This window comes from Bacteroides sp. MSK.18.37, assembly GCF_019129155.2.
Lineage (GTDB): Bacteria > Bacteroidota > Bacteroidia > Bacteroidales > Bacteroidaceae > Bacteroides > Bacteroides ovatus.
Genome location: NZ_JAHOIB020000001.1, coordinates 2864093 through 2889797 on the forward strand (window position 1 = coordinate 2864093; position 25705 = coordinate 2889797).

The following is a 25705-nucleotide window of genomic DNA, read 5'->3' on the forward strand; positions in this document are numbered from 1 at the left end:
TGCAAAAAAGTACAGAGTACACGTATAATAACATCTAAAAATGAAGCTATTTGAATTTAAACCCAAACTGGTTTCTTGTCTAAAGAATTATTCGAAAGAAACGTTTATGGCGGACCTGATGGCCGGCATCATCGTAGGTATCGTAGCGCTTCCACTGGCTATCGCTTTCGGTATCGCTTCGGGAGTTTCGCCCGAAAAAGGTATTATCACCGCTATCATTGCGGGATTCATCATTTCCCTGTTGGGAGGCAGCAAAGTCCAGATCGGCGGTCCTACGGGAGCATTTATCGTCATTATCTATGGCATCATACAACAATACGGCGAGGCCGGACTGATTGTAGCCACGCTAATGGCGGGCGTACTCCTTGTATTATTAGGAGTGTTCAAGCTGGGAGCTGTCATCAAATTCATTCCTTATCCTATCATCGTCGGATTTACCAGCGGTATCGCCGTCACTATTTTCACGACCCAGATTGCCGATATTTTCGGTTTATCTTTCGGAGACGAGAAAGTGCCGGGAGACTTCGTCGGGAAGTGGCTGATTTATTTCCGACACTTCGACACGATCAACTGGTGGAATACCATCGTTAGTATTGTCAGCATTATTATTATCGCCATCACTCCGAAGTTCTCAAAGAAAATTCCCGGCTCGCTGATTGCCATCATCGTAGTCACGGTAGCCGTTTACCTGATGAAAACTTTCGGAGGGATCGACTGCATCCAGACAATCGGCGACCGCTTCACCATCAAATCGGAGTTGCCCGATGCCGTTGTGCCTGCGTTGGATTGGGAAGCTATCAGGGAACTGTTTCCGGTGGCTATCACCATTGCCGTATTGGGAGCTATCGAGTCGCTGCTGTCTGCCACGGTAGCCGACGGTGTGATAGGCGACCGCCACGATTCCAATACAGAACTGATTGCACAGGGAGCTGCCAATATCATAGCTCCTCTGTTCGGAGGTATTCCTGCCACCGGAGCTATCGCCCGTACCATGACGAATATCAACAACGGAGGTAAGACACCGATAGCCGGAATCATTCATGCAGTAGTATTACTGTTGATTCTGCTCTTCCTGATGCCACTCGCACAATATATCCCGATGGCATGCCTTGCCGGAGTACTGGTCATCGTATCTTACAACATGAGCGGATGGCGTGTATTCAGAGCTTTACTGAAGAATCCGAAATCGGACGTTACCGTACTGCTTATCACGTTCTTCCTGACCGTTATCTTCGACCTGACTGTCGCTATCGAGGTAGGATTGGTGATTGCCTGCGTCCTCTTTATGAAACGTGTCATGGAGACTACCGAAATCTCGGTGATTACCGATGAGATTGACCCGAACAAAGAATCGGATATTACCGTACACGAAGAAAACCTGATGATTCCCAAAGGTATAGAGGTATACGAAATCAACGGCCCTTATTTCTTCGGCATCGCTACCAAGTTTGAAGAAACAATGACACAACTGGGAGACCGCCCGAAAGTACGTATCATCCGTATGCGCAAAGTTCCGTTTATCGACTCCACAGGTATTCATAACCTGACTGCTCTCTGCGAAATGTCGCAGAAGGAAAAGACTACCATTATTCTTTCGGGAGTCAACGAGAACGTGCATAATGTACTGGAAAAAGCCGGATTCTACGAGTTGCTGGGAAAAGAGAATATCTGCCCGAATATCAACGTAGCATTGGAAAGAGCGAAAAGTCTGGTAGAATAACGCTGTTTATCAGCTACTTGCAAGCTATATATACCGTGTGTATTGGACATATAGATTCAATGTGTTGGGCATATATGACCAACAAACGGGCTGCCACAGAATCACTTCTCCGGCAGCCCTTCTTTCATTAAATTAGAAAACAGAGAGTATGATACAGTTTATTCCTGACCTCCTCCTAAAGCACGGTATAGGTTAATTAAACTTTGTATTTCAGTAAAATGATTGGCCGTCTGCGACAGTTGCGCACTAAGCAACGACTGCCGGGAGGTAAGCACTTCCAGATAGGTTGTATTACCATGCTCCATCAACAGAGTAGTGCTTCGCAGAGCCGTTTGCAGGGAAGTGATCTGTTTATCCAGCAAGATTCTTTTTCCCTGACTGGTTTGATAGGCAATCAACGCATCATTCACCTCACTACCGGCATTGAGCAACGTTTGCTGAAAACCGAGCGCCGCTTCTTCCTGTTGCGCACGGGCAATGCGGTATTGTGCCACCACCTGTCCTCTGTTAAAGAGCGGCTGCGTAAGCGAACCTACCGCCGACGCGAGAAACTTGCCCGGATTGATAATCATCGCCCCGGCGGAGTTTGTCCATCCGGCACTCCCGCTCAAAGTGATGGAAGGATAGAAAGCCGAACGTGCCGCATTGGTGCCATAGAACGCCGCTTCCAGCGTCCGCTCTGCCGAGCGGACGTCCGGACGGGAAGAAAGCATCCGGACAGGAATCCCTATCGAGAAGTCAGCAGGAAACTGTTGCTTTGCCAATATACCGCGCTCATAGTTGCGTGGCGTCTCCGCCAATAATAAGGCAAGACTATTCTCCACCTGACTGATCTGCTGCTGCAAATCGAGGACCGAACCCTGCACCTGATAATAGGCAGCCTCCATCTGCGATACAGCCGATTCGTTTGCCAGTCCCGCATTCATCAATGCACGGGTAGACGCAACGGTTTCTTTCCATGCCTCTTCCGTCTGACGGGAGATGTCGAGTTGTTCGTCCAGCATCAATAGGGTATAATAGGTATTGGCTATACCTGCTATCAACTGTGTACGGACTGCCTGACGGTAATCTTCGCTTTGAGCATAAAGTGCTTTCGCCTGTTTCTTGGAGTTGCGCATACGCCCGAAAACGTCCAGCTCCCAACTGGCAGTAACGGGCAACGAATAAGCCTGCGTAGCCTTCTGCGTATCGAAACTGCTCACTGTTCCCTGCGGAGCAAGAGCAAAAGCGGGCAGAAAAGCAAGTTTGGCGGACATAAGTACGGCCTGTGCTTCTTCCACACGGAGCTGGGCGGACTGATAATCGGTATTGGTCTGCAATCCCACTTCGATGAGGGATTGCAGATAAGGGTCGGTGAAGAGTTCCCGCCAGTCCATATTACCCAGACCGGCAGTGTCTTCGGTCACCACTTCCCCGCCGTACAGATCGTCGGGAACGACAGTGGCGGGTTCATATTTGGTATAGATGCCACAACCGCTCAACGACAGACTGATGGCAACTAATGTGATGATATTCTTCTTCATTCTTTCTTTCATTTATTTACGTTCGCGTTCAACTTCACTCTTTTCTTTCTCTAAAAGCACCTGCACATCTGGTTCCTCTTCCATCGGTTTACGGATTTTCTCCTGCAAAAACTCAAAGATGATGTAGAAAACCGGAACGACAAAGAGCAATGCCAGTGTCCCGACTGCCATACCGCCCACGACGCCCGTACCCAGCGAACTGTTACCATTGGCACCTGCACCGGAGGAGAACATCAGCGGAAGCATACCGAAGATCATCGTCAACACCGTCATCAGGATAGGACGCAAGCGGACTTGTGCGGCAGAGTAGGCAGACTCCACGATACCCATTCCCTTGCGGCGACGTTCTATGGCGTACTCCGTAATCAGAATGGCCGTCTTAGCCAGCAAACCGATCAACATAATCACACCCGTCTGCAGATAGATATTATTCTCCAACCCGAGTATTTTGGCGAAAAGGAACGACCCCATCAGCCCGAACGGCACGGAGAAGATAACGGCAAACGGTATGAGGAAACTCTCGTAAAGACAGGCCAGAATCAGATAGATAAGGAAGATACAGATGGCGTAAATGAAAACCGTCTGCGCACCGCCGCTACTTGCTTCTTCGCGCGCCATACCACCATATTCATAGCCGTAGCCTGCCGGCAAAGACTGTGCAGCCACTTCTTCAATCACTTTCTGCACCTCGCCGGAGGAGTAACCGTCGGCAGGATTCACATTGGCGGTGATGGTGCTGTAAAGATTGAAACGGTTGGCCGTTTCCGGTCCCAGCACTTGCTTCAGCGTCACGAACTGGCTCACCGGAGCCATCTGCGTACCATTGCGTACAAACATATTATTCAGCGCCTGCTCGTCGAGACGATATTCAGGCGAAGCCTGCATCATCACACGATATACTTTACCATACTGGTTATAGTTGGAGATATACGCGCCACCGCAATAACTGCCCACCGCATCGAGCACCGCACTCGGCGAAATTCCCGCACGCTTGCATTTGGCAGCGTCCACTTCCACCGATATCTGCGGGAAGTTGATAGCATACGATGTATAAGCCATCGCTACCTCCGGACGCTCGTTCAAAGCACCGAGGAACTGTATAGCCGCTTCATAGAACGTAGCCAGTTCTCCACCCGTCATGTCCTGAAGGTTCAGTTCGAGGGAGTTACCCATACCGTAACCCGGAATCATGGCAGGCTGGAAGCTGAATATCTGTGCTTCCTTTATAGACTGGAATTGTCCGTTGAGGCGGGACACCACAGCATCCGAGCTATGCTCCTTGCCCTTTCGTTCGCTCCAGTCTTTCAGGCGGATAATCATCGTACCGTACGAAGTTCCCTGACCGGATATCAGTCCGTATCCTGCTACGCGGGCATAGTGTTCTATTTCGGGCGTATCTTTCAGGATATTTTCCAGGCGGTCCATCACTTTCGTGGTTTCTTCGAGCGTGCTTCCCGGTGAAATGCTGACATTCACCATAATGACACCCTAGTCTTCCTGCGGCACAAGTCCCGTTTTAGTGGTACTCATCAGGTAAACCAGCAAGGCAACGGCAACAGCCAGTGAAGTCCACACCATCCAGCGATGGCGGATGAAGAACATCACACCTCTCTTATATTTACCCAATACGGCATTGAACGAAGCATTGTAAGCTGCACGTACCCGTCCGTTGATGCTCTTGGCACTCTTGGTTCCGTCCGACGGACGCATCATGATGGCGCACAAAGCGGGACAGAGCGTCAAAGCCGAAATCATCGAAATACCTACGGCAGTTGCCATCGTGATACCGAATTGCGTATAAAACACGCCCGAAGTACCTCCCATGAAGGTTACAGGAATAAACACAGCCATAAATACACAGGTACAGGAGACAATAGCCATCGTCACGTCGCCCATTGCATCTTTCGTGGCAAGGTAAGGAGACTTATACCCGGCATCGAACTTGGATTGCACGGCCTCCACCACCACAATGGCATCATCCACCACCGTACCGATGGCAAGCACCAGCGCAAACAGTGTCAGGATGTTCAGACTGAAGCCCGCAGCTACCAGACAGGCAAACGTACCCACCAACGACACAATGATAGAGATGGAGGGAATCAGCGTACTCTTCAGATCCTGCAAGAAGAAATAGACCACGAGGATGACCAGAATGATGGCGATAATCAGCGTCTCCACCACGTTGTGTATGGAAGCGAAAAGGAAGTCATTGGAACTCATCATCGTGACGAACTCCGTTCCTGCCGGCAGATTCTTCTCCATCCGCTCTATCTGCGCAGTGATTTCTTTGTTGACAGCGGTAGCATTGGAACCGGCTGTCTGGAATATCATATAAAGAACGGCCGGCTGACTGTCCATTTCACTGCGGAAACTATACGTCATCGTACCCAACTCCACCTCTGCCACATCTTGCAGGCGAAGTATGGAACCGTCTTCCCGCGAACGGACAACCGTGTTCCGGAATTCTTCCACGCTTTTGAGGCGTCCGCGATATTTCATTGTAAACTGGAAAACATTCTTCGAACTCTCGCCCAGTGAACCGGTGGGAGCTTCGATGTTCTGTTCACCCAATATGGCGGTAATGTCCGACGGAACCAGTCCGTATTGCGCCATCCGTTCCGGTTTCAGCCAGATACGCATACTGTACGTATCGCCCAGCTCCATCACGTCTCCCACTCCCTCGATACGTTTAATCTGGGGAATGACATTGATGTCCAGATAATTGGCGAGGAACGTCTGATCGTATCGACCGTCCGTGCAGACCAAAGCACCAATCTGCAAGAAGCTGGTCTGCCGCTTCATCGTGCTGACGCCGACTTTCGTTACTTCAGCCGGAAGCAATCCCTGTGCTTTCGCCACACGGTTTTGCACGTTGACTGCCGCCATATCGGGGTCTGTGCCCTGCTTGAAATAAACTTGTATAATAGCCAAACCTGCATTGGAAGCACTGGAACTGATATACATCATGTCTTCCACACCGTTGATACTCTCCTCCAGTGGCATGATGACACTGTTCATCACTGCCTCGGCATCGGCACCCGTATAACTGGCAGTTACATATACCGTTGGAGGCGCAATGTCAGGATATTGCTCCACCGGCAGCGTGAAGAGCGAAATAAGCCCTATGGCCAGAATCAGGACAGAGATGGAGATAGCCATCACCGGCCGTTTTATAAACACATTTCCTTTCATAATCAATCTCCTTCTTATTTAACTTGCGTGCCTTCGCGCACCAGTCCGGCGCCTTCCGATACGATTTCATCACCTGCTTTCAGTCCGTCCAGCACCACATATTCGCGCCCGTCATTGTTTTCGGCCACTGTTATCAGGGTAGAGACAGCCTTCCCGTCCACTACCTTATATACAATCGTCTTATCCTGCATCTTCACGGTGGCCGTCTGCGGGATGGCGATACAGTCTTTATAAATGCTCGGCACTACCACCGTGCCCGAGGCTCCGCTATGAAGCAACCGCGATTCGTTGGGAAACACCACGCGCGCCACCACAGTACCCGTTTGCCGGTCGATGACGCCGCTGATGGATTCGATGACACCTTTCTTATCATAAACCGAATTATCATTGAGGCGCAATTCCACTTCCGGCATGTTCTTCAAGGCTTCGTCCATGTCACCATACTGGCGGGTGAGGGCAAGCAACTGATTCTCGGTCATGGAGAAATAGACATACATATCTGAATTGTCGCTGACCGTAGTAAGCGGATAGGGCATATTGGCACTTACCAATGCGCCTGCACGATAAGGCAATGCACCTACGACTCCGTCACTGGGACTTTTCACTTCGGTATAAGAGAGATTGTTGCGGGCACTGATCTCCTGGGCTTCGGCCTGCGACAGTTGAGCTTTGGCGGTGAGATAAGAATTCTCGGCCGTTTTCAGACTGAATTCCGAAACTACTTTCTGCGCATACAGTTCTTTGTTGCTTTTGTAGGTCAGTTCGGCAGTACCCAGCGCGGCACGTGCTGCTTCCACATTGGCAGTGGCGGTTTTCAGTGCGGCCTTGTAAGGCACTTGGTCGATAATGAAAAGCGATTGCCCGCGGCGTACTTTTTGCCCTTCGGTCACACAGAGTTTCTCAATCGTTCCCGACACCTGCGGATAAATATCAATATCCTGTCGCCCACGTATGCTCGCCGAATAGGAAGAAGAAAATTCCTTATCCACCGCTTCTATCTGCATTACTGCATAAGAAGAAGATTTCACTCCCGCATCCGATGCCTGCTTGCAAGATGCCATCCACACTGTACAACCGACAATCCCTATCAGCCGTATCCATTTTTTGCTTACTGTAATCATACTTTCTCTTTTGGTCTTTTGTTAAATCCTGGACAAAAGTAGGAGAAAAGAACAAGGCAACAGTGACCAATTTCCCTCCATAAATGTCCCATTCTCGCCATTTACGTTTATTACATCTAACTATTTGGCAATAAACGACATATCAAACAAATCTGAAGAAGTATGGGACATTCTGTTTTCCCGATTATTCACCAACTTTGCAAAAAGTAAGAAAGGAAAGAACATGGAAAAAGAGAACATTATTACGGTGGATATAGAGGATTTTAAGGACAGTCAGCACGTCCTTGATTATATAGATGATGACTTTGCGATAGTCAACAGTCTGGAGGGGACTCCTTATAGTAATGATACAATCAAACTGAATTGTTTTCTCATCGCGGTTTGCATAGAAGGGTGCATCCAGCTGGACGTCAACTACCGGACCTACAAGTTGCAGGCGGGCGAGCTGCTGCTCGGTCTGCCCAATACGATTATCAGCCATACGATGCTTAGTCCTAAATATAAGGTCAGGCTTGCCGGATTCTCTACCCGTTTCCTGCAACGTATTATTAAAATGGAAAAGGAAACGTGGAATACTGCCATTCATATCCATAACAATCCGGTGAAGTCGGTTGGCAACGGGGAGGATAAAACTTTCTTCGGATTCTACCGGGACTTAATTATAGCCAAGATAAACGATGAGCCTCATTGCTACCACAAAGAAGTGATGCAATATCTCTTTTCCGCTATCTTTTGCGAAATGCTGGGACAGCTTCACAAGGAAATGGAAGCTGCCGGCAACACGGAAGGTTCGAAAGAAGGTATCAAACAGGTGAATTACATTTTGCGGAAGTTCATGGAACTGTTATCGAAGGACAAGGGCATGCACCGTTCGGTGAGCTATTTTGCCAACGAGCTTTGCTACACTCCGAAGCATTTCTCGAAAGTCATCAAACAGGCGTGTGGCAGGACTCCGTTGGATTTGATTAATGAAACTGCCGTGGAGCATATCAAATACCGATTAAAACGTTCGGAAAAGTCTATCAAGGAAATTGCGGAAGAGTTCAACTTCCCCAATCAGTCCTTTTTCGGGAAATACGTAAAAGCGCATTTGGGAACATCACCGGCCAATTATCGGAACAGAAAAGAAGAATGACAAAAAGAATAGATTCTTATGTTAGAAAAATCTTTTTGGGAGTCTTGCTCATCTTACTATAAAAAATGAGTAATAATGTGCACATTATTACTCAATAACACTAAGATAACTCCCGATTCTTGACTTATACATAAGTCTATATTGCTGTTTCAGTTCTTTAGAAAGGAAAGAATGTTCAATCAGTTTATCTGTTAATTCATATACCTTAGTATATTTCTCCAGACAAGAGTTTACCAAACGTTCGGGTAGGCCTATTTTCAAACCAAAATAATAGAATGTTTTTCCTGTAACCGCCGATGCAGCACCGAAATAATCCGATTCAGGATTAACAAACAGACCTTTGCTCATGGCAAAGATACCATCGTTTATATGGAGATGAGTATTCAATAAATCGTATGCAGGAGATAGGCGGAATCTTCCTTTTTTCTCTTCCAATAAAGAAAAGTTCTTTAAATGAGCGTCGCCGTTAGAATAGACAAAATTGAATAAAACAAGTTCAAAGAAACGTAGTTTATCTACTTGTGGCACAGAACTGTATTTATCTATAATTCCTGCGAACTCTTCATAAGCCAGATTATCATATTTATAATCGGAACCTCCATTTTTCCTGGTAAGCCCGGCTAAAGAAGCAAAATCCTCCTTTTGTAACTTTCCTTTCTCCGACAAATCAAAACGTCGTACAAAATAAGCAGGGGTTCCGTCCTGAAAAAAGCATAATCCATTAGGAGCTGTCGGAATCCCATATACTTGCGCAGCTATCTGCATTGTCAAATGTTCGTTGGCAGGGCAAAACTCCTTGTTACGAAGATTATTAGGGACAGGCTTTAATATGAATTCGCCCTGTTCTCCCTCTTTGGTTAATCGCAATATCCCGTCATCGGCAACTAAAGAATACTTAATCTGGACTCCTGAAACAGATATGCGTTTGCTATTGTTATTGAAGATATCAATGCCGACATTATCATCAAAATGCTTATAAGGCAATTCACAAGATATATTTTCTCCGTCAAAAAGCTGTTTCAAGGCTTTGGGTGAGTATCCGCTTTCTCCGCCAGTCTCCCGTAAAAGTGAGGGACAAATATGAGTATCTGTTTCCATTATCATATTCTTTTAACTGTTATTGCTCCGATTGTATCTGTATGGGCAGTAGCCAGAAGAATACCAAAATCATCCTCTTCATCAATATGCAGGTTTCTAGCTTGAATAATACGATTATCCCCTTCAGATGTCATATTAAAAAAGACAGGGAAAAGATAGGAAGAGGTATATTCCTGCTGTGTCTTGGGCATGGTCAGTGAGACAGCTGGGAGTTGTGGATTATTATAATAGTCCGTATCATAACAGAATGAATAGTGTTCACGATCTATTTCTGTTAACAGACCGGCATAAATACCTTTTATATAGACTTTGGCAGATCGACTCATATGCGTGTCTATTATTGAATATGAATACTAAGTCCTAAAGTTTTCAGGACATTAAAAAGGACATCGAAGCGGGGATTACCACTTCCACGTTCCAAGCGGACCAAAGCGTTAATCCCTATTCCTGCAAGAGTTGCCAACGTAGCCTGATCCAAGCCCAACTCTTTACGCCTTTCGCGAATATGTTTTCCTATCTCTATTAAATCCATAATTCACCATATATAGTGACTTTCTCACAAAGATAGAATCTTTTTAGTAGAAAAACAAGCTAATTCACCATATACAGTGAATTTACGCATAAATAGCATAGTATAAAAGCATACTATCATGCTTTTCACCATATATGGTGATTTAAGAGAGATACATACTTATAGAGGAAAGACATTGATCGCTGAAAAAAGTGCCAACATGAAGAATTGTATATTTTATCTGTCCTGCTCTTCATCATTCGAGCCGTTTCCTTGCACTTCATGAAAAACGCCCTCCATTTAGAGTTACAGATTTCGCAAATAACACCAGATAGGTACTATTAGCAAACAAGTTGCAATAAAAGTAGCCATTCAAAAGCACAAACAGCTATCATTTCACAAGAGATGCATCAGATTGCTATTTATAAAGAAACAATAGAAAAAGACAAAGTAGCTCAATATATCCTCTTCAAAAACCAAGTTTAGCTTCCTTTAAAAGAAACGAAGGGTTTGATTATAGCAAACGGACGGTTTGTTTAAACCAAACAGAGGGTTTGATTACGGCAAACAGAGCGTTTAATTACACCATATCGTGCATATTTCAAGGAAATAAATACAAAATAGAGAGATATAATGTATATTCTTGCAATTGTTCATGCAGTTTATTTTCTGTTTGGCTCTTTTCTTTCTTTCCTTTTTTCGTGAATATCTTAAAAACAGAACAGATTCCCCGTTATATGAAAGTTCCTTGTATCCGGAGACAGGCAGAAACTTTCATATAGCGGGGAATTCTATTTCATATTCTCAATGAAGAGAATCAACGAAGAGAATCAACGATTCTCGGCATCCTTCATACAACGCACGGAGAACGCATGGGAACGACCGGAGGAATGTGTCCAAGTCTTATCGGAGACTTTATAATACAGAGAAGTAGCTCCCTGATCCTTGTCATTTCCATAACTGCTTGCCGATGAGTTAGACCAATAACAAGCGGCCCCCTTAGCGGTATCCAATCCTGTATTGTTGCCATTATTACCGCCGTTGGAACCCCACTTACAACCTGCCAACGGCCAATATGCGTAATTCGTACCGTCATAGCAATATTTAAATACCGCAGTTGCGCTCTGTTTCACAAATTCACCTTTCTGTTCTATCTCATCCAATACGCGGGGAGATACAACCCGGTAACCTTTCGGACAAGGATCATAAATAGATTTATGACCGTCAGAAGGATTGAGATAAGTGCTCGATTCATTCGGGTTACCCCAGAAGTCATCTTTACGATCGGTACGTGCACCGGTCCATGCGCCCAGATACCAGTCGGATTTTGTATTCTCTACATTATTGGTATAAAGCAATGCACGGGGATTTTCTATAGAGAATCGGACGTTGGTGGCTTCGGTAGGTATATTAGTACCCACGGTTCCCGACCAGCCGACCGGCGTAGGACGTCCCCATTGGAAGTAAACACCGTTTTGCTTCCAGTTGTCTCCTTCGCACGTCATATAAGTACCCAGATTACGATCCAACACTACATATCCCGTATTACCATAAGGGTGTTCTGCCGGAGTAGGGGTCATCCAGATAATAAAACTCCAGATGACGGTAGTCTGATCCGCTCCATAGATAGCCACCTGACCGCAACCGCCGTCATAGCCTCCACTTACTTTATAGGTGTTGATCGTAATATTGTAATCACTGCCAATAGGAGAGATGTCCGTAGTAGAGCCATTCACGGCAATCATCTTATGATTAACGTTCAAATCGCAACCCAGAATAGTTTTGGCATACTTGGGTTCTTCCACTTCCATAAAGTTACCACGTGCTTTCACACTCATCGTATTGCTCACGCCACTGGTAGAAATATTCGTCAACAGACAGTTGGACTCGCCATAAGCCCATCCTCCTGCCAGCAGACGTGTCTCTACCGGCTCGTACCATTCGCAGGAATTATCCGAAAGTTTCAGGTTGTTGACAGCAATCGTATTGACAGCATTGGCTTTCAGTTGCTTTCCTTCTTTGAGAATAGGAATTGTAACAGTCTGCTGGTCATTCTCCAGAGTGATGACAATGTACACTTCTTTGCCGCTCAAATCAGCAGGATACGTAGTCAGGTATATATCCTGTGCGGAAGCGAGCAGTTCGGGAGTAGTCAGTGAAACAGTGGCATACGGTTTCACATCCGTACCGTAGGTCAGTTCGTCCGTATCCAAATCTGCTGTGAATACACCGGAAAGAGGAGTTTTTGTCTCCTTGTCATATAAAGAGACACTCTTGAGTTTGTACGTAGAAAGCTCCTGGGACGAGATACTGAACTTCACATACGCCATCGCATGGTTCAACGTAAACTTAGCAAGCATATCCGGACTGCTGACCGTAGCCTTGGCAAACGCAAAACCATACTTTCCAATATGACGGCTATCGCCGGGACGGCTTTGTTCCTGCTCAACAGACAGGGTAGAAGTTATCTTGTTGCCATTTTCGGCCAGTTCCGTACTTGCCCGGTAAGGATAGTAAATAAGAAGTTCCGTAGCTCCTTCTTCCGCCATCTTCACGTCGTCCGAAGTAAAGACACCGGAGTTTTGCCCGATCGACTCATCACTTAATAAAGACTGCACATTATTGATGTCGGTCCCTGCCGTACGAGAGAACACACCCAAGGCATCCCCTTCGCTCCAGAGCACCGGATAAACGTCCCCTGTTTTGTCACCGATAGAAACACGCGTCTGCGGAGACGAGAGTCCAACCAATGTCAGACATGAACCTGCCGTTGCCGGTTCTTTGCCCTTATCGGACGAAATAAGTTCGTCCTGCGTGCAACTTGTCATCATAAGAATCATTGCACCTATTGCAAATAATCTATTTTTCATACCATTCATTCTTTTGAGTTACACCATTTTTACCATTCATTCTCTTCCAGATCACCGGCAGAACCGCCGTCACTCCATGCTCCTTCCGTTCCTGAAGCTTTCCAGGTCTGGAAAGCGGAACACACGGCACGTCCTTCGGCATTATAGGCGATGATCGCACTGATGTAATTCACTCCCGGACGCAATCCTTCGGTGATTTTGCGCGTATAGGGCAGAGATACGGGTTCTCCGTTCTCTTCTACGAATTTCACCAGCTTCACTTCAATGTTATAATCAAAACCGATATCGGCCACCGGATAGAATTCAATGACTTTCGCTCCGAATGTAGTACCTGTTTGCTGTTCGGAAGTAATCAGAGCCGTATTGTCTGCAATCTCCGAAACTGTTAGGTTCATGGTGGGGATGACACGTGGAGCCGAATCATCCTTGTCCGAACAGGAGGCAGTTATCAGCAGTAATACGAAGATAAATGCCATGCTTATATGTAAGTTCTTCATAATCATATTGTATTAGTTTTATTTTTGTAGATTCTTATACCGTAGCAATGCTTCTAAAAAGTAATAATCGGCATACGTCAGGGGGACATCTACTTCGCTTTTATCAGGAAGTGCACCCACGCTGTGCTTCAGGATAAAACATTCGTTTGTACCCGGTTCTGCCAGATACTCTTTCGAGGCAAGCGTACGGAGTTGCTTTTCTGCCATGGCAAGATAAGATTCCTTGGCTTCCGTGCCGGGGATATAACGGCTTAGTTCGATAAAGGCGGAGGCCATGATAGCCGCAGCGGAAGCATCCCGATAGGTCTGCTCTTCTACCGGAGCGTCGAAATCCCAGTAAGGAATACCATCGGCCGGCAAACGGCGAAGCAGCATATCAGCGATATGCCCAGCTTGCAACAGATAATTCTGATATCCCGTCAGACGGAACATCATCGTATAACTATACAAAGCCCATGCTTGTCCGCGGCTCCAGGAGGAGTCGTCCGAGAAGCCCTGCACCGTTTGCTTGCCGCGCACCGCACCCGTTTCAGGATCATAATCCACCAGATGATAGGTGGAATAATCATCCCGGAAGTGATGCTGGATAGTGGTATTGGCATGCGTACAGGCAATGTTCTGCAAAGAGTCGTCGGCGTAGGCTTTCGACATGGACAACAGCAATTCAAGGTTCATCATATTGTCAATAATCACCGGAAACTTCCAGTCGCAGCCTTTGCGTACAAAGTCCCAGCTACGGATCACACCGGCAGCAGGATTGAAGCGGGTTGACAAGGATTTGGCACCCTGATAGAGCACTTGTTTATAAGCCTCATTACCTGTCAGCCGGAAAGCATTGCCGTAACTGCAATTCAACTGGAAACCGACATCGTGATCCCTGGTCACGTATTGTATAGAGTCGAGTTTCAGCGTGTTCTTCTCGGCCAGTGTTTTCACTGCATCCTTCCGGGTATATTCGTAGATATACCAGAGGGAACCGGGATAGAAGCCGCTACACCACCAATAGATATTCGAGGGAACAAACTCACCGTCGGCAGAGAGCGTGCGGGGAAGTGTCTTTTCTGTCAGGCGGGTGTCCATAGCCGTGTATTGTTGCTCCGCAACGGTAAATACACGGTCAATCAACGCCTCCATCGGCTCCTGCTTCGTGCAGGAGGCCAATGTCAAAAGTCCGAGTATAGATATTAATAGGATTCTCATACGTTCCATTCTTTTTTATTTAGGGGACAGGGTTGTGGTAAATGTGGCGGTCTGATTGGCGGTGACCGTTGCTTCAAAGCCGACCATATAGGTGCCCGGATTAGCCTGATCATAAGAGTTCTCACTGGTGGTACTCCATTGCTTGTAGGTAGGCTTCACGCTTCCGCTGGCTGTGAGATACATCACTTTGCTTCCGTTCGTTAGTACGATGCGGTTACTTTCCACCGTCGGAACGGCAGGCGTCACCATACACCAACGCACTTTGGCGGATTTATCCGTTCTCGCCTTGACCTCATCCATAACCACTAAATCTTTATCGTTCACGATTTTCACGGTACGGGTAGCGGACGCAGCCTGATCGGACACAACTTCTGTCAGATCGAAAGTGGCTCCCAATTCCGTAGCGGTATTGATAGTAGTAATCAGCGTAGCCGCCCCATTTACCCGGTGACGGGCGTCATTGATTGAAATCGTGCTATGATTCAAGTTATTCAAACGAAATACATCCCAACGCATCGAGTTCTGTCCCATATCCCAAAGATTACCACCTAAGCCGGCTAATACCGACTCAAGCGTTGTATAACTTTGCAGACCGAAATCCATCGACCAGCGCACTCCATACGCGTCGTATACAAACGAACCGGCATCCATGTGTCCGTGGCTCGAACCTGCCTTGCCGCCTTTGATTCCGAGGTATTTGTCCGTATCGGTGTATGTCCAGTCGGTATGTACCATCACCACGGGCGTTTCCCCTTTTCCACTCCATAGTTTATTGGAAGGAGCGGAGATTGCGTCCAGATTCAGATTATTGGCAAACGCCATAATCATCGGCAACAGGCGGTTTTCGGCACAGGAAGCGTATTCACCGTTCTTCAGCATTTTCAGTTCATTATATAATAAGGATGGATTACTGTATTTATCGGCAAACCACCACGAAGCCAATGCCGCAGTAGAGGAGGGAGCACAGTCGGAATAATTAAAGAACTTGCTGTTCAAGCCTGTCATATACAGCATATATTCTGCCGTCTTGGAGAATCCCGGTGTATCGGAAAGCCCGTTATCCGTACCGAGCGTACTGTTGAGGGCGGCAAGCATCAATACCTGATAGAGCGTGCCGTAACACCAGTAACCGCTGCCCTCCGGATAGTTGCCGTCGGGAGAATACATCACTTCCAATGCAGGTTTGTTGGATTCCAATGCCTTTTCAATCATGTCCTTTGCTTCGGAAGGATTGTTTTCATAAGAAGCCAGTGCCGCACAGACCAGTCCGCCATTACAAACCTGGTTCCAGTTGTTGGTGGCTTCGTAGAAGTTGAGGTTCCAGTTCTTGTTCTGCGCCTGTTGGAAGGCAAACTTCAACAGTGCGTTGGCCGCTTTCGTACGGGTGGCTGCACTTAGTTCGTTGTAGAGCCAGTCGTAGCCGAACGCAACAGCCGTAGCCATTTCGCCCACATCGAGAAAGTGACGTTTCGAATTCCAGTCGGGAAAGTTGCAGACAGCGTTCATATCCGTTTCCGCTTTAGTCAGGTATTTGGTATCGCCGGTCATCCGGTAGGCATAAGCACAGGTGAAAATACGCAGTAACGCATCGCGGGATACATCGAGAATACGTTTGTTGCTGGCATCCAATTTATAAGTCAGTGCCGTGGCGTTCATCCCTTTGCTGTTGCACACTCCCATAATGGTATTATGGAGCAAGGTCAGATTGGCACTCGAATTGGCATCCACTTTGGCTTTCAACGCAGTGAAGGCCTCGGCGTTCATCAACAGGCGGGGATGATTGTCCGCAGTCAGTTTGGAATAATCCAGTCCGCCCTCCGGCTCCGTGGGATTCGGTTTCTCATGGGTAGATCCCGGACGGAATCTGTTCTCATCTTCATCGGAACAACTAACGGCTGTTCCTACAAAGAAAGCTATGATGATTGTTTTAAAAAGAATCGTTTTCATGGTTCAATGAATTTATTTGTATTACTACTTCAAAGGAATAAGTCGTACTTTCAGTTGCGAGGCACGATTGGCAGGAATCACCGTCTCAAAGCCCACGCGGATGGTTCCCGGATTGCGGAAATCATATTCATGCGGGGGCACGTTCGACCAGGTTTTCATTTCTACTTCCGTATCGGCATCTACCGTCAATAGCATCCGTTGTCCGTCTTTGGTTAATTCCATCCGGTTCTTGCCCGTTATTTTGGCTTCCGCCGGAGTGACCATTATCCAGGATACGGCAGCTTCCTTGTCCCCCGTCTCCAACCGGTCGGTTACTTCCAGATGGTCTTTCTGATCCAATATCACGGTGCGGACGACTTTCTTTACGCTGTTGGCAAACACACTCGACAGGTCTACTTCCGCCCCTTTCTGTTTCTTCGACTCGAAAGTACGGGTGATCGGAGCATTACTCTTTACCAAATGGCGTTCGCCGTTAATCGTCAGGGTGTTGTGAGCGATATTGCTTAGCCGGAATACTTCCCAGCGTTGTCCGTTCTGCGACATATTCCACAGGTCTACTCCCTTACTTTCGAGCGTGATGTAACTCTGCATACCCAAGTCCATCGCCCAACGCACCCCGTCTCTCTCGAAGATAAATGAACCGGCATCCATGTGCGCATGAGAGGTAGAGGGCGAACCGCCTTTCACTCCCAGATAGGTATCTTCCTTGCTGTCCCATCCGCCACGGTAGATAAACACAGGTGTATCTCCGCGACTGAACCAGAAGTTTTTCTTCGGCTTGCCGATATTCTTCAAATCGAGCTGCGAACAGAACACCATCAGGCTGGGCAGTAAACGGTCTTCGGCAAACGGCATATCCGGCCGGTCGAGATACTGACGTTCGATCCACAACAGGGAAAGGTCTTTCGCTTTGCCTGCAAACCAAAACATCATCATGTTGCACTCCGCCTCTACCGGAGAATCCGAGAAACAGAAACAGTCTCCACCCGGAGCCGTCATATACTGCATGAAACGGGCAGACTCCATGAAGCCGGGGGCTTGGGAGAGCCCATTGTCTGTGCCGAAAGCACTTTCGAGCGCAGCAATGAGCATTACCTGAAAACTTGTTCCGTACCCCCAATATCCGAACCCTTCGGGATAACCTCCGTCGGGGCCATAACCTACCATCGCTTTCGGATTTGTCTCCATGCATTTCTCAATGATGCCTTTCGATACTTCCGGAACCTCTTCAAAAAGAGCCAGCGCGCCATACGCCAATCCACTATTACATACGGAATTCCAGTTGTTCTTAGCTGTATAGAACCAGGCATGACGGGTGTTCTTTGCCGCGTCGAAGCCTTTCGCGATGATTGCTTCGCGCACTACCCGGCGGGTGTCGGGCTGCAAAGAATCGTACAGCCAGTCATAACCGATAGCCAATGCCATTACCATCTCACCCACATCCAGGAAATGAGTGGGGTTCCAGTCGGTGAAACGACTGACGGCCAGCATCTCCTGTTCCGCACGGTGAGCATATTTCTTATCTCCCGTCATACGGTAAGCGTATGAGAGGTAATAGATACGCTTCAATGCGATGCGCGAAATCGCCAGCAGGCGTTTGCCCTCCTTGATACGTTCCACAGGTGGTTCCGTAAGTGTCCGGTCGCAAAGTTCCATGATCCGCTGGTGAACAGTGGCCAACGGGGGATACTCCGCAATGGCTTTCCTGATGGCTTCTTCTCCTCCCGCCGGCAATAACAACCGGGGATGAGGCGCTATCTTGCCATAATCAAACTGTTGCGCAACTACACCCGTGCAACCGGATACAAAAATGAGTAATAGTAAAAGTATTTTCTTCATCCTTATTCAAATCTTTATGATTAATACGCCCAACCGCTTCGTTTAGTCAGGTTCGGGTTCTTTTGCGTTTCAACGATAGGAGCAGTCCACGGCCATATATAATCGGCATAATACCAGTTATACTCTACCATATCGCCCCACCAGGACTTGCCGCCATTCACGTCTTTTCCCTGGAATTTGGTTTCTTTGTAGGTTCCCCAACGTACTTCGTCGAAGAAGTTAATTCCCTCCAGGCAGAATTCCACGCGACGTTCGTAACGTATCCTTTCGAGCATGTCTTCTTTTCCGTTCACTGCGCACGGACCACTTCCGCCCTCTGTCAGTGCGGGCATGTGGGCACGGGTACGTACTTTATTCACCAGGCGGATGGCTTCTCCCAGCTGATCGGTCTGTGCCAATGCTTCGGCATACTGCAACAGTACATCGGTATAGCGAATCAACGGCCAGTCGGTATGGCAACGGCTCCGGCTAATCAAACGGCCTTTCTCAAACTCATTGTACTTGCGATAGCAGTAGAAAGCAGAAGTACGTTTATCGAGCCAGAAGTCTCCGCCATTCGTTCCCTGTTCCTTCAACGGCCAACGGAGTTGTTTACCGATCTGGTTGGCATCTCCTGCATAATTAGGCTTGTAGCAGTCCACCGGCACATAAGGAGTGACGACGGTCTGTTGCAGACGCGGGTCACGGTTGTCATACGCCTTTTTGATACGGGCTTCATTACCACTGTTGAGGTAATATTTCTGATAGATATCTTCGCCTACCCGTTTGATAAGGGCATTTTTTTGTGAGGACATGGATTCCAATCCGTCACGGCAGAAAAAGATTTCACGTTGTTGCGGAGTCAGTAAGTCCCAATCTTCCAAGCCGTCTACTTCCGACCATTTGAAGTCCGATCCGTCCGCGTTCTTATAGTAGTCCACAAAGTCTGCGGAAGGTTTTATTTCCGTCCAGCCATCATACGTATCGCGGGCACCGGTCATTTGCTGAATGTTATCACAATAACCGGTTTCTTCGCTGAACTGGAGCGAGAAGATCATTTCTTTATCCTTTTCGTTTTCATATTTGAAGAAGTCGGCATATTCGCCTGTCCACAAGCCATAACCGCACGCTTCCACTTCTTTGAAATCGTTGCCTGCTTCCTTGTATTGCTTCTTCCACATATATACCATACCACGCAGGGCATAAGCGGCTCCTTTAGAGGGACGACCGTAGTTTTCATTCAGCGTGTTATTGGGGAAGTCGGGATTGTTGATGCAATACGTCAAATCATCCAGAATGACTTGCCATACCTCATCTACCGAAGATTGACCACGGGTACAGTCTTCGTTATTGATGGGTTCCAGATAAACGGGGACGCCCTGATAAAGCATATTCAGACGATTGTACGCCCAGGCACGGAGGAAACGGGCTTCGCATTGGTAACGCGCCAGTTTATTAGCGCTCATATCTGCTTTATGCAGATTGGCAATCGCATCGTTACACGCATGGATGATGGTGTAACAGAACTTCCATTCATACCACACCTGAAAGTCATTGGCAGGCTTGGTAGCCAGCGAAAGCAGTTCCACCGGATAGTTATTGGAATAATAATCGGTTGCAAAGCTCATAGCTTCGATTCCCTGACGGTTCAGTCCGTCGGCACGGCGAAGCTGGGTAGAGGAGAGTTGGGTGGCATAGAACGGGAAGTAGAGTCCTGCCATTCCCTTGTCGGCAAGCTCCTCCGTGGTCCACATGTTTTCACTTGCAATCTGGTCTTCCGGAGCCACATCGAGAATATCCATGCAGGAGGTAGCCGCCAGCGCCATCGTTAAAATCATTAATATCTTTTTCATATCAGATTCTGTTTTTTTAGTTCTACATCATTAAAAGGTAATCTGTCCGCCAAAAGAGATCTGACGCATCAACGGATAACCGATGGCAGTTCCTATTTCCGGATCGAGTCCCGGATAACTGGTAATCGTCAGGATATTGTCCATCGACACGAAAGCACGGAGTTTATTAACAAAGAACTTGCTGGAAATCCGTTGCGGCAACGTATAGCCGATTTGGATATTCTTCAACTTGAAGTAGTCGCCCTTATATTCGTTCCAGTCGCTCTGGATTCTGTTATTATAGGTAGTACCGTATGTCAGGCGGGGATATTTGCCCCACTGGTTGGTGCGCGGATCGTCCGGGTTGGAAGGATCGAAGAAGTAATGGTTATCGGCGATATGCTCGATAATGCCATATCCGTGGCTGACCAGTGTCGAGTTGTAGTAATCCGTATTCCAGTTGAGGTAATGCCCGAAAGCTCCCGACCATAACATGGAGAAATCAATGTTCTTGTAAGAGAAGGCACAGTTGAAGCCCAGATTGAATTTCGGGACACTGGTGTGTCCGGAGAAATCCCGGTCGTTCGTATCACCGTAGTTCATATCACCGTTGCTGTCGGCATAGAGTATGTCACCATACCAAAGCTGGTCTTTGGCAACCGTCTTCATTCCTCCGAACGAATAACCGGAGTCAATCATGGCCTGCACCCATACCATATCTTCTTTCGTACGTATCATTCCGTCCTTCGGTCCCGCATGGATATCCACCGCACCTCCGGTATAGCCTTCGCCGGAACCTCTGTACACCTTATACATATAGGTTTCTCCCAGTTGGCGGCCTTCGCAGATGTAGCCTCCGAAACCAGATTCAGACACATCACTGAAGTTGTTGACATAGCTCACTTTGTTTCCCTGTGCATCATACGTCCAGTATTTCTGGAGTTCGCCTTTGAACTTCATCACTTTGTTGGCGTTGAAAGAGAAGTTCATACCCACTCGGTATTCGAAATCTTTTCCGATACGGTCGTTCCAGTTGAGGGTAAATTCAACACCACGGTTGCGCACTTCACCCAAATTCTCGGGAGCAGAGCCTACAACACCCATCGAAAGATAGAGTTCGGGATGGTAGAGAATGTCCGAAGTATACTTATTATAATAGTCTATCTCACCCGTCAGGCGGTGGTTGAAGAAGCCGAAATCAAGTCCGATGTCGGTGGTGGCGGTACTTTCCCAGTGCAGCTTGTCGTTGCTTAGTTTCTTGCGTACCAGTCCTTTGGTTCCTTCACCGTCGATAACGACATTGCCTGTGGCGTAGTTTGCCTGCCAGTCGTAGTTGCCCGTAGAGTTGTTACCTGTCTTTCCCCAGGAAACACGGAGTTTCAGGTTAGAGAGATAGTCCGATGCGCCCTGCATGAATGATTCTTCCGAGATACGCCATCCGCCGGAAAACGAGGGGAAATATCCCCAACGCTGGTTCACACCGAAACGGGAGGAGGCGTCGGCACGAAGGTTGGCTTCGAAGAGATAACGTCCTTTATATCCGTAGTTGACACGGCCGAAATAAGAGAGCAATCCCCATTTGGCAGGCGATGAGCTGGAAGAGCTGACGAGCGTCTCATAAGTGCTTAGTTCGTTCAGCGTCCAGTCCGTAGCGCCTTTACGGGAAACAGCAAAGCTCTTGCTGTAATATTCCTGTGCGGAATATCCGAGCAGTGCGCCCAGGTCGTGGTCTTTCTTGATGGTTGTATTGTAGCGTACCAGTATTTCGGCACTCTGACGCCAGGTGCGTGCGCTCGTATTGGTGATGGAAGCGTTCTCCAACGCGCTTTCGCTGACACGCTGGTCGGTGACGTAGTCCCAATAACCATTTTGGCGGCTATAAGAAGACTTGTCGGTGAATGTCGGCGAATAGTTGAATGTACCTTCAATGTTGAGCCCTTTATAGGGAGTGATAATTCCGTAGACTGATGCGTTGAGACGCCAGACGGTATTGAAACCGGTGGCTCCTGCCATCTGACCGAAGATATTATTGGCATTGGAAGATTCTTCGCTGGCCAGTGCGGCACGTCCCCAGTAGTTAGGTTCGCCGGGGTATACACCCGGAGTGGTCTGATAGAGATACTTGAATCCGTTGCTGATATTAGCCATCCCGTAATCTTGCTTTTGTCCGTAGAGACGGGTGCCGACGGTCATCCATTTCACTATCTTGGCTTCCAGGTTGGTACGGAAATTGATTTTCTGCGTACTTGAGTCGAGGTTCCAGCGGTTCATGACTCCCTGATTGTCAAGATAGCCCAAAGAAAGCATGTATTTCACTTTCTCCGAACTGCCGGAGACAGACAGATTGTGCTCTTGCGAATATCCGGTGTCGAATACTTCGTCGAACCAATCGGTGTTGGGATAAGCTACGTAATTGGGTACTCCGTACTCGTTCAACCCGTTCGGATCGGCAGAAGCAGCCCTCCAGCGGTCGATGCTTTCCTGCGAGAAGATACCTTTGGTATTCACATTGTCGCAAGCCTCGTTCACCAGTCCCATATAACGGGCATAGTCGCTTACGAAAGAGAGGTTATTGTAGGGCATCTGCACGACTCCCGAATAAGAATAGGAGATTTGCGGTTTGCCTTTCCCGCTTTTGGTGGTGATAAGGATGACTCCGTTGGCGGCTCGCGTACCATAAATAGCTGTGGAGGCAGCGTCTTTCAGTACGGAGATGCTTTCGATGTCGTTGGGGTTCACATTGTCCATGCTCCATTCGATACCGTCCACCAGGACCAATGGGGAGTTGGTATTGAACGTACCGTTACCGCGGACGCGGATGGTGGCACCGTCCGAACCGGGTTGTCCCGAAGCCTGCGTGACGTTCATACCGGCGGCAAGTCCCGAAAGGACGGAAGAAACACTCATGATGGGTCGTCCTTCCGTCTGGTCGGCAAAGTTGATGGAAGTCACAGAACCGGTCAGGTTCACTTTCTTCTGTACACCGTAGCCCACTACCACTACTTCATCCAGCACTTTCGTTTCCACTTTCATCTGTACATCAAGTTTCGTACGCCCGTTCAGGAGAAGCGTGGTGGTCTGATAACCAATGTAACTGAAAGAAACGGAAGGTTTGGCAGAAGTTGTTTTTAAGGTGTAGTGTCCGTTCAGGTCTGTCAGGACACCGTTTGTTGTACCTACTTCGACGACGGAAACACCCGGCAGGGTTTCTCCATTCTCATCGATCACTACTCCACTTACTGTGGCAGATGTTTGTGCCCACACCACATCTGTCAGTAAAAAGAGCGAAGCCAATAAAAATAATAAATAATGCTTCTTTTTCATTTGATTAGATTTAATGAAACAATTAGGTTGTTAAATACTCACAGTGCAAAGAAATGGGATATTTAGCCAATCTAATAATACTGTTTAGGCGATTGATGCCACTAATTAAGATAATTCGGCGGAGAATGGAAAGGAAAAACAAGCTTTTAAGATTTCGACCAGCTTTTATCAGAAAATGACTAGCTAGTTTTATTCCATATTTAAAAATAGGTTGTATTTTTGCCTGATACCTATATAATTATTCGTCGAATATCTAATAAAAACAGTATGAAAAAACATTTTCTACTTCTTATTTTATCACTTTTATTCCTGCCGATTGCACAAGGCAAAGTAAAACTCCCTGCAATGATGGGAGATCACATGGTACTTCAACAGAACAGCTCCGTTAAGTTATGGGGGTGGGCGGACGGCAAAAAAGTAACCGTCACCACTTCGTGGAACAACCGGACTTATCAGGCATCTACGGATAAAGACGGGGCCTGGCTGGTAAAAGTAGACACTCCCGAAGGGGGTTATACACCTTATTCTATTACTATCAGTGACGGCACTCCGGTCACTCTCTCGGATATACTGATAGGGGAGGTGTGGATCTGCTCCGGACAGTCGAACATGGAAATGCGCATGATGGGAAATGCAGCGCAACCCATTGACAACTCGCTTGAAACGTTACTGAACTCGGGAAATTATCGTGACCGTATCCGTTTTATTACCGTACCGAGAACCAATGATACAGAGCGCCGCACGGATTTCGAGAAAAGAAAATGGGAAGTATCGTCACCCGAAACGACCATTGATTGCAGTGCCGCCGCCTATTTCTTTGCCCGCCAACTGACTGAAAGTCTCCATCTCCCGGTAGGGCTGGTTATCAACAGTTGGGGAGGTTCGGCGATCGAGGCATGGATGGATGAACCGACATTGAAAACCGTTGAAGGTATGAATATTGAAGCTGCCAAAAATCCTAAAAGAGGAGTGCACCAACGTCTGGAATGTCTGTACAATTCGATGTTATGGCCTGTTAAGAACTTCACGGCAAAGGGTTTCCTCTGGTATCAGGGAGAATCGAACATATCCAACTATCAATTCTATGCTCCGATGATGACTGCCATGGTGCAGCTATGGAGAAATGTATGGGAGGCTCCCGATATGCCTTTCTATTATGTGCAGATTGCTCCTTACAAATATGAAAACAGCAGCAATACGGGGGCTGCTTTATTGCGTGAAGCACAGATGGAAGCACTGAAAACGATTCCTAATTCGGGCATGGTCCCCACTACGGATATCGGTGATGAATTCTGCATCCATCCGCCACAGAAGGATGTAGTAGGGCTTCGGTTAGCTACACTTGCATTGACTAAAACATACGGTATCCGCCGGTTGCCATCCAACGGTCCGACGATGACCAAAGTGGACTATGCGGACAAAAAGGCTATAGTGACATTTGATAATGCACCTGAGGGGTTGTTTCCTACTTTTTCCGAACTGGAAGGATTCGAGATTGCGGGAGCGGACAAGAAGTTCTATCCGGCGAAAGCAAAGATTGTAGGACGTACCAACACAGTAGAAGTGTGGAGTGAAGAGGTAACCCAACCGGTTGCCGTGCGCTATGCTTTCCGTAATTATGTGGGAAATATCACGCTGCGGAATACTTTCGGATTGAGTGCTTTCCCGTTCCGCACAGATACGTGGGACGACGTGAAATAAAGGCTTCTACAAAGGGGGTAATTACCCTGTTTACAGGAGCTATAGATCCAATCTGTTGGGTATATATGTGCTGCGTGTTGGGTATATAGATCCAATACGCAGCACATATAGCTCTTGTAAACAAGAAATATATCCCCCATAAAACAGGCTCTCATAGCTTGTGGAGCGGATAACTGCCAACGAAAACTAAACGGTAGTAAACCGGAATGAATAGAA

At 47.4% G+C, this 25705-nt stretch carries 15 protein-coding genes and 1 pseudogene; 3 read left to right on the plus strand and 13 right to left on the minus strand.

The annotated features are described in order from the left end of the window. The first annotated feature begins 40 nt into the window (after positions 1 to 40). Complete coding sequence (locus tag KSX81_RS11780; protein ID WP_004298804.1) at positions 41 to 1720, plus strand: SulP family inorganic anion transporter; 1680 nt, start codon at positions 41 to 43, stop codon at positions 1718 to 1720. A gap of 158 nt (positions 1721 to 1878) precedes the next feature. On the opposite strand, the gene KSX81_RS11785 is transcribed toward KSX81_RS11780, so the two are convergent. From KSX81_RS11785 to KSX81_RS11795, 3 genes and pseudogenes are all read right to left on the minus strand, one after another. After that, on the minus strand, positions 1879 to 3243 hold the full coding sequence (locus KSX81_RS11785) for an efflux transporter outer membrane subunit (RefSeq protein ID WP_004322621.1): 1365 nt from the start codon (positions 3241 to 3243) through the stop codon (positions 1879 to 1881). Between the two features lie 12 nt (positions 3244 to 3255). After that, positions 3256 to 6435: pseudogene (locus KSX81_RS11790) on the minus strand (efflux RND transporter permease subunit). 14 nt (positions 6436 to 6449) lie between these two features. After that, on the minus strand, positions 6450 to 7556 hold the full coding sequence (locus KSX81_RS11795; protein ID WP_004313771.1) for an efflux RND transporter periplasmic adaptor subunit: 1107 nt from the start codon (positions 7554 to 7556) through the stop codon (positions 6450 to 6452). A 223-nt stretch (positions 7557 to 7779) separates the two neighbouring features. Here KSX81_RS11795 and KSX81_RS11800 point away from each other — a divergent pair, with 223 nt between their 5' ends. Next, entirely contained in the window at positions 7780 to 8691 is a 912-nt protein-coding gene (locus KSX81_RS11800; RefSeq protein WP_004322625.1) for a helix-turn-helix domain-containing protein, read from the plus strand. Positions 8692 to 8778: 87 nt separating this feature from the next. On the opposite strand, the gene KSX81_RS11805 is transcribed toward KSX81_RS11800, so the two are convergent. From KSX81_RS11805 to KSX81_RS11850, 10 genes are all read right to left on the minus strand, one after another. Next, positions 8779 to 9789 (minus strand): type II toxin-antitoxin system HipA family toxin, encoded by a 1011-nt coding sequence (locus tag KSX81_RS11805; protein WP_004322628.1) that lies wholly within the window; start codon positions 9787 to 9789, stop codon positions 8779 to 8781. 2 nt (positions 9790 to 9791) lie between these two features. After that, entirely contained in the window at positions 9792 to 10115 is a 324-nt protein-coding gene (locus KSX81_RS11810; RefSeq protein ID WP_004298791.1) for a HipA N-terminal domain-containing protein, read from the minus strand. An 11-nt stretch (positions 10116 to 10126) separates the two neighbouring features. Then, positions 10127 to 10321 carry a helix-turn-helix domain-containing protein gene (locus KSX81_RS11815; RefSeq protein WP_004298788.1) on the minus strand — a complete coding sequence of 65 codons (195 nt, stop codon included), beginning with the start codon at positions 10319 to 10321 and terminating at the stop codon, positions 10127 to 10129. 809 nt (positions 10322 to 11130) lie between these two features. Then, on the minus strand, positions 11131 to 13170 hold the full coding sequence (locus tag KSX81_RS11820) for a fimbrillin family protein (RefSeq protein WP_004322631.1): 2040 nt from the start codon (positions 13168 to 13170) through the stop codon (positions 11131 to 11133). Between the two features lie 29 nt (positions 13171 to 13199). Next, positions 13200 to 13673, minus strand: coding sequence for a hypothetical protein (locus KSX81_RS11825; RefSeq protein ID WP_004316116.1), 474 nt, complete (start codon positions 13671 to 13673; stop codon positions 13200 to 13202). Positions 13674 to 13685: 12 nt separating this feature from the next. Further along, entirely contained in the window at positions 13686 to 14867 is a 1182-nt protein-coding gene (locus KSX81_RS11830) for a glycoside hydrolase family 88 protein (RefSeq protein WP_004322632.1), read from the minus strand. Between the two features lie 15 nt (positions 14868 to 14882). Then, complete coding sequence (locus KSX81_RS11835; RefSeq protein WP_217725587.1) at positions 14883 to 16814, minus strand: heparinase II/III family protein; 1932 nt, start codon at positions 16812 to 16814, stop codon at positions 14883 to 14885. Between the two features lie 24 nt (positions 16815 to 16838). Then, positions 16839 to 18653: a heparinase II/III family protein gene (locus KSX81_RS11840; protein ID WP_004298772.1), complete on the minus strand. Its 1815-nt coding sequence runs from the start codon at positions 18651 to 18653 to the stop codon at positions 16839 to 16841. Positions 18654 to 18673: 20 nt separating this feature from the next. Then, a complete protein-coding gene (locus KSX81_RS11845) occupies positions 18674 to 20485 on the minus strand; it encodes a RagB/SusD family nutrient uptake outer membrane protein (protein ID WP_004298770.1) in 1812 nt (603 codons plus the stop codon). 30 nt (positions 20486 to 20515) lie between these two features. Next, positions 20516 to 23788, minus strand: coding sequence for a SusC/RagA family TonB-linked outer membrane protein (locus KSX81_RS11850; protein ID WP_149939132.1), 3273 nt, complete (start codon positions 23786 to 23788; stop codon positions 20516 to 20518). 267 nt (positions 23789 to 24055) lie between these two features. On the opposite strand from KSX81_RS11850, the gene KSX81_RS11855 reads away from it, so the two are divergent. Beyond that, a complete protein-coding gene (locus tag KSX81_RS11855) occupies positions 24056 to 25489 on the plus strand; it encodes a sialate O-acetylesterase (RefSeq protein ID WP_004298766.1) in 1434 nt (477 codons plus the stop codon). Positions 25490 to 25705: the final 216 nt, after the last annotated feature.